This is a genomic window from Stenotrophomonas maltophilia (assembly GCF_047497515.2).
In the GTDB taxonomy this organism is placed as follows: domain Bacteria; phylum Pseudomonadota; class Gammaproteobacteria; order Xanthomonadales; family Xanthomonadaceae; genus Stenotrophomonas.
The window spans coordinates 200,486-212,247 of sequence record NZ_JAXAXL020000001.1 but is presented as its reverse complement, the minus strand read 5'-3'; the positions used below and the strand labels follow the sequence as shown (position 1 = coordinate 212,247).

At 67.0% G+C, this 11,762-nt stretch carries 11 protein-coding genes; 4 read left to right on the top strand and 7 right to left on the bottom strand.

Translation table 11 applies throughout. The features are described 5' to 3' along the window. Positions 1–99 precede the first annotated feature (99 nt). From ACMZPQ_RS01090 to ACMZPQ_RS01075, 4 genes are all read right to left on the bottom strand, one after another. Entirely contained in the window at positions 100–3,156 is a 3,057-nt protein-coding gene (locus tag ACMZPQ_RS01090) for a TonB-dependent receptor domain-containing protein (protein ID WP_197582339.1), read from the bottom strand. A gap of 76 nt (positions 3,157–3,232) precedes the next feature. Further along, positions 3,233–4,270, bottom strand: coding sequence for a substrate-binding domain-containing protein (locus ACMZPQ_RS01085; RefSeq protein ID WP_197582340.1), 1,038 nt, complete (start codon positions 4,268–4,270; stop codon positions 3,233–3,235). 149 nt (positions 4,271–4,419) lie between these two features. Beyond that, positions 4,420–4,695 carry a BolA/IbaG family iron-sulfur metabolism protein gene (locus tag ACMZPQ_RS01080; protein WP_495495818.1) on the bottom strand — a complete coding sequence of 92 codons (276 nt, stop codon included), beginning with the start codon at positions 4,693–4,695 and terminating at the stop codon, positions 4,420–4,422. Next, positions 4,692–4,991, bottom strand: coding sequence for a YciI family protein (locus tag ACMZPQ_RS01075; protein WP_197582346.1), 300 nt, complete (start codon positions 4,989–4,991; stop codon positions 4,692–4,694). The genes ACMZPQ_RS01080 and ACMZPQ_RS01075 overlap by 4 nt, the downstream gene beginning before the upstream one ends. Before the next feature lie 376 nt (positions 4,992–5,367). On the opposite strand from ACMZPQ_RS01075, the gene ACMZPQ_RS01070 reads away from it, so the two are divergent. The 4 genes from ACMZPQ_RS01070 to ACMZPQ_RS01055 all read left to right on the top strand — a co-directional run bounded on the left by ACMZPQ_RS01070 (position 5,368) and on the right by ACMZPQ_RS01055 (position 9,220). Next, complete coding sequence (locus ACMZPQ_RS01070; RefSeq protein ID WP_197582341.1) at positions 5,368–6,273, top strand: segregation and condensation protein A; 906 nt, start codon at positions 5,368–5,370, stop codon at positions 6,271–6,273. Positions 6,274–6,287: 14 nt separating this feature from the next. Beyond that, entirely contained in the window at positions 6,288–7,166 is an 879-nt protein-coding gene (gene scpB / locus ACMZPQ_RS01065; RefSeq protein ID WP_197582348.1) for an SMC-Scp complex subunit ScpB, read from the top strand. After that, complete coding sequence (locus tag ACMZPQ_RS01060) at positions 7,159–8,796, top strand: pseudouridine synthase (RefSeq protein ID WP_197582342.1); 1,638 nt, start codon at positions 7,159–7,161, stop codon at positions 8,794–8,796. Before scpB ends, ACMZPQ_RS01060 begins: the two co-directional genes overlap by 8 nt. Positions 8,797–8,956: 160 nt before the next feature. Then, positions 8,957–9,220, top strand: a complete 264-nt coding sequence (locus ACMZPQ_RS01055) for a hypothetical protein (RefSeq protein WP_197582343.1) — start codon at positions 8,957–8,959, stop codon at positions 9,218–9,220. Between the two features lie 31 nt (positions 9,221–9,251). Here ACMZPQ_RS01055 and ACMZPQ_RS01050 read toward each other — a convergent pair whose 3' ends face one another. Genes ACMZPQ_RS01050 through ACMZPQ_RS01040 form a run of 3 tightly spaced genes read right to left on the bottom strand, consistent with a single transcriptional unit; the run spans position 9,252 to position 11,685 of the window. Next, entirely contained in the window at positions 9,252–9,689 is a 438-nt protein-coding gene (locus tag ACMZPQ_RS01050; protein ID WP_197564172.1) for a hypothetical protein, read from the bottom strand. A gap of 26 nt (positions 9,690–9,715) precedes the next feature. Next, a complete protein-coding gene (locus ACMZPQ_RS01045; protein WP_197582344.1) occupies positions 9,716–10,522 on the bottom strand; it encodes an amidohydrolase in 807 nt (268 codons plus the stop codon). A gap of 14 nt (positions 10,523–10,536) precedes the next feature. Continuing rightward, complete coding sequence (locus tag ACMZPQ_RS01040; RefSeq protein WP_043401496.1) at positions 10,537–11,685, bottom strand: pyridoxal phosphate-dependent aminotransferase; 1,149 nt, start codon at positions 11,683–11,685, stop codon at positions 10,537–10,539. Between the last annotated feature and the right edge of the window lie 77 nt (positions 11,686–11,762).

Sequence of the window (11,762 nt, the reverse complement as noted above, 5' to 3'; positions counted from 1 at the left end):
CGTGGGCAATGGACCGGCGCGGGGCCGGCCATTGCCGTTTTCACGCGCCCGATGCCGCCGGCGAACCGGCGGCATCGGGTCGTGCATCTACCTCCAGGCTTAGAAGCGGAAGCCCACTTCGGCCTTGATCTGGCGCGGCGTACCGATGATTTCGCCGGTCTCGTTGTAGCTGGCCTGCAGCTTGCCGTTGGTCTTGACGTAGTTGTAGGTGGAGAAGTTGTCGAAGTTGAAGACGTTGATGATGTCGATACGCGCGTACAGCTCGGTATCGCCCGGCATCTTGAACGTCTTGGTTGCCTGCAGGTCGACCGAACGGTAGCCGAAGATCTTGCCACCCACCAGGAACTTGCCGGTGGCGTTCGGCACGGCCGCCTGCGGCGTCGGCAGGGTGTAGCCGCTGGCCTGCATCACCGGGTACCAGTCGTTGACCGCCGTCGGCGTTGCCAGGGTGATCTTGCCGCCGAAGGTGATGCCCCAGAAGCCCGCGTACGAACCGGTCATCACCAGGCGGTGGCGCGGCGCGCCGTTGGAACGGATGGTCGGGTAGTCGCCGATCAGGCCGCGGTCAAAGGCGTACTTCTCGTTGATGTCGCGGTTGTGGCGTGCGGTGGTCCAGGTGTAGGCGATCGAGGTGCCCCAGCCGCTCTCCTTGGTGAACGGCTTCTGCGCCGACAGCAGGATCTGGGTGGCACGGGTCTTGATGCCCTGCTGGCCAATGATCAGGCTGCCGAAGCCCGGCACGTTGCAGCTCCACGCCTGGCTCAGGCCCGGTTCGGTGCCACCGCACAGGCGCGGATCATCGAAGAACTGGCCGGTCGGGTAACGGTTGCCCAGGGTGAAGGCGAAACCGTCGTAGCTCAGGGTGCGGGCGATGGTGGCATCGGTCAGCCAGTCACCGATCTGGTTGCTCATGCCCAGGCTGAACTGATCCGAGTACGGCGCCTTCAGCTTGTTGTTCAGCAGGTCCACTTCCAGGCCGGCATTGCTGGTCGCGCCCACCAGTGCCTGCAGGTTGCCGATGCCGTTGAGCAGGTTCGGGTTCCAGTCATAGCAGGCAGCCTGGCCGTTGATGCAGGTGCCGGTGGCCGGGTTGCGGAAGTAGATGGTCGGCTGCGGCAGGGCCAGCTTGGTGGTTTCCAGCTGCAGGTTGTCGAACAGGTCGCGGTCGTAGGAACGGCCGGCACCACCGTGGATCACGTGCTGCTCGTCGGCATTGATGTCATACGAGAAGCCCAGGCGCGGCTGCCAGGCATCCTTGAACGCCTTGCGGTTGTGGCCGTTGCTGATGTAGTCGCCGATGTTCAGGCCGCCCAGCGCCAGCGAATCGGCGTAGGTCTGCCCGGCGGGCGCGCGCGGATCCTGCGAGTAGATCGCGTCGACCACGGCCTGCGGGGTCACGAAGTCCAGGTAGGACGGGGTCTTTTCGTAGTCCCAGCGCAGGCCGATGTTGAGCTGCAGGTGGTCATTGACCTGCCAGTCGTCCTGGATGAACACGCCGTACTGCTTGGACTTCGAACGCACTTCGCCGGACACGCCCGACACGCCGGTCACCGGCTTGACGAACTGCGCCTTGTACGGGATGGAGTCCGGGAAGTCCGGGTCGCCCAGGCTGTAGGTGAAGGTCGGGTTGATCTGCGCCGCATCGGAGGCGTACAGATCAATCGCCTTGTACTTCACGCCCATCTTGATGGTGTGGTCGCCGGCCCACTGGATGCCGTCCAGGGTCAGGTTGTCTTCGATCGACCAGCCCTTCTGGCCCTTCACCTGCGAATCCAGTGCCGAGGCGCCACCGATCTTCACCACGGTGCGGTCTTCGGGACCGTCCGGCGCGGTGTAGGTGATGCCATTGGCCAGGGTCAGCGGGGTCGGGTTGTTGAACGAATCTTCGTGGGTGACCATCAATTCGTTGTAGTAACGCTCACCGCTGTGGTTCCAGCGCAGGGCGTAACGACGGTCGGTGTTGACCACTTCACGGCCCGCCTGCGGCGAGGTCTGGCCACTGAACTGCGACTGGGTTTCGTCACGGTCCTGGAACGTCAGCTCGATGCGGTCGTTGTCGGTCGCTTCGAAGTCGATCTTGCCGAAGATCAGGTCCTGCTGGAACGGCTGGCTGGCCGGGCCGAGGCCAGCGGCGCCGGCGGCCGGCAGCAGGCCAGCAGCCGCGGTGACCGCGCCGTCCGGCGCGATGGTGACCGGCAGGTCGAAGCGCTTGGCTTCGTAGGTCACGAAGAAGTGGGCCTTGTCCTTGATGATCGGACCGCCCAGCGCGAAGCCGTATTCCTTCTCGGCCGACACCATCTTGTCCTTGCCCCCCTGGCGCTCGGCCGGGGTCTTGGCGCGCATGTCTTCATCGGTGTAGCGGTAGAACGCCTCACCCTTGAACTCGTTGGTACCGGACTTGGTCGCGGCAGTCACCGCAGCACTGGACACCTGGCCGTACTCGGCCTTGTAGTTGCCACTGATGACCTTGTATTCGCCGATGGCCAGCTGCGGGAACGGGTTGCCGGCGCTGCCGGACTGGCCGGCGACGCCGCCACCCTTGACGTAGCTCTTCTGGCCCACGCCATCGATGTACACATTGGTGCCATCGGCATTGGTGGCGCCGCCGCGCAGCGAGGTGTTGCCCTTGGCATCGCGGGTGAAGATCAAGCCCGGCACCGCGTCGGCGAACTCCAGGAAGTTGCGCGAGACCTGCGGGGTGGTCTGGATCTGCTGCAGGCTGACGGTCTTGCCGACTTCCGAGGTGCGCACTTCTTGCAGCAGGGTGGGCGCGACGACGTTGACGGTGTCCAGGTTGGTGGCCGAGGCCGAACCCGGCGTGCTGCTGGCGGCACCGGCGAAGTTCAGGGTGGCGGTGGAGGCCACGGTGACGGTGACCTTCTGGGTCTGGCCATTGGCGACCACGTCATAGGTGCCCGGGTCCAGGCCCATCAGCGAGTAGCTGCCATCGGCACGGATGGTGCCGCGGCGGACGGTACCGGTGGCCACGTTGGTGGCGGTGACTTCGGTGCCGGCCTGGGCGCCGGCAACCTGGCCGCGCAGGCTGGCGTTGGCCGACTGCGCCATGACGTTCGGAGCAGCGGCCAGCATCAGGCAGCTGACCAGCGCGGTGCTCAGCAGCCGGCGTGCCGGCGTGCGGAAGGTGGTGTGCATCATCAACTCAATCTCCGGGTGGCGGTGACCGCTCGCGCGGTCCCTGCGATCAATCAAAAAAGAAGGAACGCCTCTGGCTTCAACGGCCGGATGGCGGAGTGGTGGAATCGCGAACTATCAAGCGGGGAACCAGGGTCTGCTTGTCCCCTGTCCCGTCCGTGGAGGTGCCGTCCATCAACTGCATCAGGCGCGTCATGGCCCGATCGCCGAGCTCGGCGATGCTGACCTGCATGGTGGTCAGCGACGGGTGGACGAAACGCGCCAGTGGAATGTCATCGAAACCCGCCAGGGCGACATCGGACGGCACATGGACCCCTGCCTGCGTGAAGGCATACAGGCAGCCCAGGGCCATCATGTCGTTGGCGGCGAACACGGCATCGGGCAGCGCTCCGGCTGCCAGCAACTCCTGACCGGCGCGATGGCCGGAAGCTTCGTCGAAATCACCGGGCAGCTCGATGCCTTCAGCGCCACTGCCGAATGCGGCCAGCGCGTCACGGAAGCCGCGCAGGCGCTCGCGCGCGTCGAAGTTGAGGTCCGGGCCAGAAATGAACGCAATGCGGCGATGCCCGGCGTCCAGCAGGTGGCGGGTCATCGCCATCGCGCCGGCATGGTCATCGATGCTCAACACCGGGTGTTCCTGCGTGGGCAGGTAGGTGTTGATCAACACCGTCGGCAGCGACTGCGGCAGGTTGTCGGTCAGGAAGCCCGGGCTCTCGGCATAGGGCGACAGCACCAGCAGGCCGTCGACGCGGCCGCGCATGGCACGCAGGGCCGCGCCCTGTTGTTCCTGGTCACCGTGGTAGCTGGACACCAGCAGGTGCTGGCGACGGTTGCGGGCGACATTGTCGATGCCGCGCATCAGCTCGGAGAAGAATTCGCCATACAGGTCGGGCAGCACCACGCCCACCGTATTGGTGCGGCGGCTGCTCAGGCTGCGGGCGGCGGCGTGCGGGGTGTAACGCAGCCGTGCGGCCACCTCCAGCACAAGCTGGCGGACCGGTTCGGCGACATTTTCATGCCCGTTGAGCGCGCGGGAAACCGTGGCCACGGAGACCCGGGCTTCGCGTGCGACGTCTTTGATTGTGATAGCTGCCTTGTTCACGAAGCCGCCCTCCACGGCTTGGACCTACCAGCATTGGCGCGGAATGTAAGCGTTTCCATCTGGGCTTGTAAACAGTCCGTTAGGCGAATGTCCTGAAATGGACATGGAAATCTGTCTGCGACGGGCCCGCTCAAGGACCCGCCAGGACAGCGCGGGACAAGGGCTCAGCCCTGTTCTGACGGGGTCAATGCGCGGATGGACAGCGCGTGGATGTCGGTGTCCATCATCGGCCCCAGCGCGGCATAGACTGCGCGGTGGCGGGCCAGCGGACCCAGTCCCGCGAAGCGTTCGCTGACAATATGCAGGTTGAAGTGACCGCGGCCATCGCGCGCGCCGGCATGGCCGGCATGCCGATGGCTGTCGTCCTCGATCTCCAGCACGCTCGGTGCCAGCGCCTGCTGCAGTGCGTCACGCATCCGCTCGATCCGCTCTGCGTTCACGGCAGTACCTTGCGGAACGGCCGCACCTGCACGCGGGTGTAGACGCCTGCGGCCACGTAGGGGTCGGCGTCGGCCCAGGCCTGGGCCTCTACCAGCGATTCGAACTGGGCGATCACGACCGAGCCGCTGAAACCGGCCGGGCCCGGGTCTTCACTGTCCACCGCCGGGCACGGCCCGGCCAGCAGCAGGCGGCCCTCGTCGCGCAGCGCGTGCAACCGCGCCAGATGTTCCGGCCGAGCCTGCAGCCGCTGAGCCAGCACATCCTGGCCGTCATACCCTTCGATCACATACCACACCGGCATTTCCTCGCTTGCGTTGTCGGGTGTGCGGATTCTAGCCAATACGGTCCCTGTCCCGGCCCGGCTGGACACTGGCGCGGCAAAGGCTTACCCTAGGGTCCATTGCACGTGGCTGGATGCAGCAGCCCGTCGGTTTTTGCGGCCACCGCAGCCCCCGACGACCGATCTGCTGCTTCAAAACCGGCCCCCCTGGCCGGGCCACGTAGACGACCTCCCCGTAGTCCCGTCGCTGCCGTTTCCTGCGGCGCGTCCTGCTGTTTGATATGTGTGGAATCGCGCCGATCCCGGCGTGTCTGGTGCCCTGGGGCTCCGTGGCGTTGGCCCGGCGAACCCGGTGCCGCGACTGGTCCGTTGCAATCCTGATCTCCATTAGATGACTTCCGAACTCGCGCTCGACGCGAACCCGCCAACCCGGCCGCCCGCCCCCCAGCAGCAGGAAATGCCGCTGGCCGTGGTGCATGGGCAACCGGTCCTGCAGATCCCGCAGGACCTGTACATCCCGCCGGACGCGCTGGAAGTCATCCTGGATGCCTTCGAAGGCCCGCTGGACCTGCTGCTGTACCTGATCCGCCGCCAGAACCTTGATGTGCTGGACATCCCCGTGGCCGAGATCACCCGGCAGTACGTGGAATACATCACCGTGATGCGCGAGCTGCGCTTCGAGCTTGCGGCCGAGTATCTGGTGATGGCCGCCATCCTGGCCGAGGTGAAGTCGCGCATGCTGCTTCCGCGCCCGGTCAGCGAGGAGGGCGACGAAGCCGACCCGCGCGCCGAGCTGGTACGCCGGCTGCAGGAATACGAACGTTTCAAGCAGGCCGCCGAAGACATCGACAGCCTGCCCCGCCAGGACCGCGACACCAGCATTGCCCATGCCTTCATGCCCGAACGCGCAGCGGTGAAGCTGCCGCCGCCGGTGGACCTGAAGGAGATGCTGCTGGCACTGCACGACGTGCTCAAGCGCGCCGAACTGTTCAGCGGCCACGCCATCAAGCGCGAGGCACTGAGTGTCCGCCAGCGCATGGGTGAAGTGCTCGGTCGCCTGGAAGATGGCAAGTTCTACCGCTTTGAAGGGTTGTTCACCGCTGAAGAAGGCAAGCTGGGCGTGCTGGTCACGTTCCTGGCGGTGCTGGAACTGGCCAAGGAACAGCTGCTGGACATCGTCCAGGAAGAACCGCTGGCGCCGATCTACGTGAAGTCCCTGGCCGCCGGCAACACCAATGCCCCGCTGCAGTTCAGCAGCGAGTTCGACGACAACGACGACGCCAACGAGAACAAGTGAGCGCTGCCCTGCCGATGGACCAATCGCTGATCAACCGCATAGTCGAAGGTGCCCTGCTGGCCTCCAGCCAGCCGCTCACCCTGGCCCAGCTGAAGGACCTGTTCCCGGAAGAGGAACCGGCACCGCCGGGCAGCATCGAACGCGCGCTGGAACGCCTGCGCGAAGCCTGCGCGGAGCGCGGCGTGGAACTGGTCGAGGTTGCCTCCGGCTTCCGTTACCAGGTCACCGGCGAAGTGCACGGCTGGATCAGCCGGCTGTGGACCGAACGCAAGACGCGTTACACCCGCGCCACCCTGGAAACGCTGGCGCTGATCGCCTACCGGCAACCGATCACCCGCGGCGAGATCGAGCAGGTACGCGGCGTGGCGGTCAGCAGCAACATCATCCAGGCGCTGGAAGAACGCGAATGGATCCGCGTGGTCGGCCACCGCGACGTGCCCGGCAAGCCGGCGCTGTTCGGTACCACCAAGGGCTTCCTGGATTATTTCGGCCTGAAGCGGCTGGACGAACTGCCGCCGCTGTCGGAACTGAAGGACCTGGGCGAACTGGAGCCGCAGCTGGCACTGGACCGCGAGGGTCCGGCCGCTGCCGGCGCCGCCGGCCCGGACATCAGCGCCCACCCCGATGCGGCCGCCAACGATGACGCCGGCCTGCAGGGCGGCGATGGCAACACCCCCGATTCCGTCGGCGCAGCTGATGCGTCGGCCACCGATGAGCAAGCACCTTCGCCCCTCGATGATGGGCACCCCGATTCCGCGCCGGGCGAGCGCGCGGTGCCAGTGAACGAACGCGAAGACAACGCCGTCGCGACGACGACCGTGGCTGTTGACCAAGCCGATTCCGAACCAGAGGCCGACCTCGAAACCGTCGGCCGGAGCAAAACTGATGAGTGACACCCCCCGTAACAAGCTCTCGCTGAAGCGCGAAGCCACCTCCGAACAGTTCAAGCTGGAAGAGCGCCTGCACAAGGTGCTGGCCCAGGCCGGCCTCGGCTCGCGCCGCGCGCTGGAACAGCGCATCGCCGAGGGCCTGGTCAAGGTCAACGGCGAAGTCGCGCAGACCGGCATGTCGGTCAAGAGCGGCGACAAGATCGAGCTGGATGGTCGCGGCTTCGTCGCCACCGCCCTGGCCGAGCCGTCGCGCGTGCTGGTCTACAACAAGCCGGAAGGCGAAGTGACCACCCGCGAAGATCCCGAAGGCCGCCCGACCGTGTTCGAGTCCCTGCCGCCGCTCAAGGGCGCGCGCTGGATCGCCATCGGCCGCCTGGACATCAACACCACCGGCCTGCTGCTGGCCACCACCGACGGTGAACTGGCCAACGCCATGATGCACCCGTCGTTCGAGGTCGAGCGCGAGTACGTGGTGCGCGTGCGCGCGCCGGAAGGCGAGGAAAAGGTGGCCGACGCCATCGTCGACCGCCTCACCCGTGGCGTGGCGCTGGAAGACGGCCCGGCCAAGTTCGATGAGATCGAACGCATCGGCGGCACCGACTCGCACGACTGGTTCCGCGTCGTGGTGAAGGAAGGCCGCAACCGCGAAGTGCGCCGCCTGTGGGAATCGCAGGGCTGCCAGGTCAGCCGCCTGAAGCGCACCCGCTACGGCAAGGTCAGCCTGCCGCGCGAACTGGCCCGCGGCCATTCGGTGGAACTGCCGACCGCCCAGGTCGAAGCCCTGCGCGCGCAGCTGAAGCTGGAAGAAGGTGCACCGTCGGCGCTGACCCTGCAGCCGGTGATCGGCCAGCGTCGCGCCGCCAAGACCACCGTGCGCGTGCGTGAAGGCGGCCGTGGCAACGCCTACGTCAACGGCCACAACACGGCTGATGAAGGTCGCGAGCTGCGTCGTTTCGACAACGTGCGCGAAGATCGCGGCCGTGGTCGCGGCGGCAAGGGCGGCGGTTTCAAGGGCGGCCTGACCGTCAGCGGCGAAGCCGCGGCCAAGCAATCGCAGAAGCCGTTCAAGCAGCGCGCGCCGAAGAATGACCGCTCGCTGCCGGAAGGCAACCCGGCCGCATTCCGCACCTGGTACGTGCCGGACGGTGTCAGCACCGGCCCGAGCGGCCACCGCAACGCCGGTCCGGGCGCGCGTGGCCCCGGTGCCCGTGGTCCGGGCGCTGGCGGCCAGGGCCGTCCGTACGGCAAGCCGAAGGGTCCAGGTGCAGGCGCCGGTGGCGGCCAGGGCCGTAGTGGTTTCGGCGGTGAAGGCCGTGGCGGTGCAGGCGGCCAGGGTCGTCCGGCCGGCGCGGGCAACCGCTCGCAGGGCCAGGGCAACAAGCACCCGTACGGCCATCCGGGCAATGCCCCCAGCTTCCCGTCCGACCACGCGACCCCGGGCTTCAACCCGTATGGCAGCCCGAAGCCGGCACACGGTGCCCGTCCGGGCGGCCGTGGTCCGGGCGGCGGCAACAACCGTGGCCCGGGCGGTAACCGTGGTCCCGGTGGTCCGGGTGGCAACCGTGGCCCGGGTGGCCCCGGCGGCAACCGCGGTCCGGGCGGCCCGCGCCGCAGCGGCCCGCGCGGCGGCTGATCGCCCCCGCATGCAACTGAGAAACCCGGCTTCGGCCGGGTTTTTTGTGCGTGAACGCACGCATTGCAATTTCTACGAAAAGTCTGAAAACGAAGCGGGAGGCACATCACGACATCGATGGCGGCGACACACTGGCCCCTTCTCCGCCAGAACACTCCCCATGAACGCAGGTATCACCCCACAACAGGCTCGGCAGCAGGCCGATGCGGCACGCGGCAGCACCAGCGCACTGGTGCGGCACATCGACCAGCGCATCCACGCCCGCTCGCAGTCCGGCCAGCGCAGCATCGAGGTCGGTCTTCCGCGCGAACAAGTCTCCGCCGCGGCCATGCAGGACATCCTGCGGCGGCTGCGCGAACGTGGCTACCAGGCCGAACAGCGCCTGGTGACCGGCCAGGCATTCCAGCTCCACATCAGCTGGTAACCGCCGATGCGGGCTGGCCCGGCCACCTGCCTCAGCGGCGCCGGATCACGAACGAGGAACCGTCCACGCCCAGGTCCCAGCCACGGCCGCTTCCGGCCAGCGCCAGCGACACGTCGCCCTTGGTCATCGCCACGGCCCCCCCGGAGCGGATGGCGCCGGCGTGCGCCCCCAGCGCCACGTACTTGCCGAGCAGATCGTCCAGCGAATAGGCGCCGGTGAAGCGGCCCTTGCCGTCGACGATCTTCGATTTGCCAACGGTCAGGCCACCACCGGTGACCTTGATGCGCACCGGAATACGCGCGCCGTTGGTGCACTGGATGGTGCCGGTGCCCGAGGCGGTCTTGTAGAACAGCGACCAGCCGGACAGGTTGTAGCGCAGGTCGCAGTCGATGTTGCCGGCCGCCTGCGCGGCAGGAGCGGTCAGCGCGGTGGCGAGCAGGCCCAGGGCCAGTAGCAGCGGGAACTTCATGGTGTCATCCGGTGGGAAGGCAGCGCTCAGGCGCGCTCGTCCAGGTGGAAGGCATCGGCATCGAGCATCGCCGGGAAGCGTGCGCGGTGTGCCGCCAGCGCCTCGGCCGAGATCGTGGTGGTCACGACCTGCTCGCGTTCGCGGATCTCCACCTGCGGCTGGCCGAGGAAATCGATCACGGCGCTGTCGCCGGCGTAATGCAGCTGGTTGCCGTCCACGCCGATGCGATTGACCGCCGCCACGAAGCACAGGTTCTCGATGGCCCGCGCGCGCAGCAGCGTCTTCCACGCGTAGGCACGCGCCGACGGCCAGTTGGCCACGAAGATCTGCAGGTCGAAGTCCAGCTGATCAGGCCGCTCGACATTGTAGCGGTTGCGGCAGAACACCGGGAAGCGCAGGTCGTAGCAGACCTGCGGATTGATCCGCCAGCCCTTCCATTCCACGCTCAGGCGCTCGCGACCGGCGGCATAGCGCTCATGTTCGCCGCCGTAACGGAACAGGTGGCGCTTGTCGTAGTGCTGCAGCGCGCCATCCGGCGTGGCGAACAGCAGGCGGTTGTAGACGCCCTCGCCCTCACGCAGCTGCACGCTGCCGATCACCGCCGCGTTCAAGGCCCGGGCCTGCTCGCGCAGCCAGGCCACGGTCGGGCCGTCCATGCCTTCGGCCTGGGCAATGGCGTCGTTGGAAAAGCCGCTGGTGAAGGTCTCCGGCAGGATCACCAGGTCCGTGCTGCCAGCCAGAGGTGCCAGCAACGCACCGTAATAGGCACGGTTGCCAGCCGGGTCGTGCCAGCGGGTATCGCCCTGGACGAGGGAAATGCGCAGGTCCTGCATGTTCAGCTCCCCACTCACAGCAGGCGCAGGCGTTCGATCGCCGCGTCCATCGTCGCTTCGTTCTTGGCGAAGCACAGCCGTACCAGGCGCTGGCCGGCCGGCGGGTTCTCGTAGAACGGCGACAGCGGAATGGCGGTGACGCCCTTCTCGATGGTCAGCCACTTCACGAACTCATGGTCCGGCAGGTCACTGATGGCCGAGTAATCGACCAGCTGGAAATAGCCGCCCGGCACCGGCAGCGCCTTCAGCCGGGTGCTGGCCAGCTGTTCGCGGAAGCGATCACGCTTGGCCTGGTAGAACGCGCCCAGCTCCAGGTGGTGCTCGGGCTCGTCGCGGATCATCGCGGCGAAGCCGTACTGCGCCGGGCCGAAGCTGGTGAAGGTGTTGTACTGGTGCACCTTTCGGAACTCGGCGGTCAGCGCCGGGGGCGCGATCGCATAACCGATCTTCCAGCCGGTGCAGTGGTAGGTCTTGCCGAAGCTGGAGATCACGAACGCGCGCTCGCGCAGCTCGGGGTAGCGCAGCGCCGACTCATGGCGACGGCCGTCATAGATGATGTGCTCGTACACCTCATCGGAGATCAGGTAGATCTGCGTGCCGCGCAGCAGCTCGGCCAGCGCCTGCATGTCCTGCGCCGACAGCATCGCGCCGGACGGGTTGTGCGGGGTGTTGACGATCAGCATGCGGGTGCGCGGGGTGATCGCCGCACGCACGCGGTCCCAATCGACAGCGAAGGTCTGCGGGTCCAGCGACACATGCACGGCCTTGGCGCCGGCCAGGTCGATCGCCGGCTCATAGCAGTCGTAGGCCGGGTCGAGCACGATCACTTCCTCGCCGGCACGCACCACGGCATGGATGGCGTTGAAGATGGCTTCGGTGCCGCCGCTGGTGACGGTGATCTCGCTGTCGGCATCGACCTGCGCGCCGTAGCAGTCCAGCGCCTTCTGCGCGATGGCCTGGCGCAGCGGCGCCACGCCGGTCATCGGCGGGTACTGGTTCAGCCCGGCGGCCATCGCCTTGGCGGTTTCATCGATCAGGCGCTGCGGTGCGGAAAAATCCGGAAAGCCCTGGCCAAGGTTGACCGCGCCGTGTTCGGCGGCGAGCTGGGACATCACGGTGAAGATCGTGGTACCGACCTTGGGCAGCTTGGTGTTCGGTTGCATCGGCCTGGGGAATGGGAGGAGAGAGATTCCTGAGTTTACGCAATCCGCGCTCCGGTAGTGGGGGGGGGGGGGGGGGG

Excerpts from the sequence above, each read along its gene's own strand:
- ACMZPQ_RS01090 (WP_197582339.1), bottom strand. The coding sequence starts at position 3,156 with ATGATGCACACCACCTTCCGCACGCCGGCACGCCGGCTGCTGAGCACC.
- ACMZPQ_RS01070 (WP_197582341.1), top strand. The coding sequence starts at position 5,368 with ATGACTTCCGAACTCGCGCTCGACGCGAACCCGCCAACCCGGCCGCCC.
- scpB (WP_197582348.1), top strand. The coding sequence starts at position 6,288 with ATGGACCAATCGCTGATCAACCGCATAGTCGAAGGTGCCCTGCTGGCC.
- ACMZPQ_RS01060 (WP_197582342.1), top strand. The coding sequence starts at position 7,159 with ATGAGTGACACCCCCCGTAACAAGCTCTCGCTGAAGCGCGAAGCCACC.
- ACMZPQ_RS01055 (WP_197582343.1), top strand. The coding sequence starts at position 8,957 with ATGAACGCAGGTATCACCCCACAACAGGCTCGGCAGCAGGCCGATGCG.
- ACMZPQ_RS01050 (WP_197564172.1), bottom strand. The coding sequence starts at position 9,689 with ATGAAGTTCCCGCTGCTACTGGCCCTGGGCCTGCTCGCCACCGCGCTG.
- ACMZPQ_RS01045 (WP_197582344.1), bottom strand. The coding sequence starts at position 10,522 with ATGCAGGACCTGCGCATTTCCCTCGTCCAGGGCGATACCCGCTGGCAC.
- ACMZPQ_RS01040 (WP_043401496.1), bottom strand. The coding sequence starts at position 11,685 with ATGCAACCGAACACCAAGCTGCCCAAGGTCGGTACCACGATCTTCACC.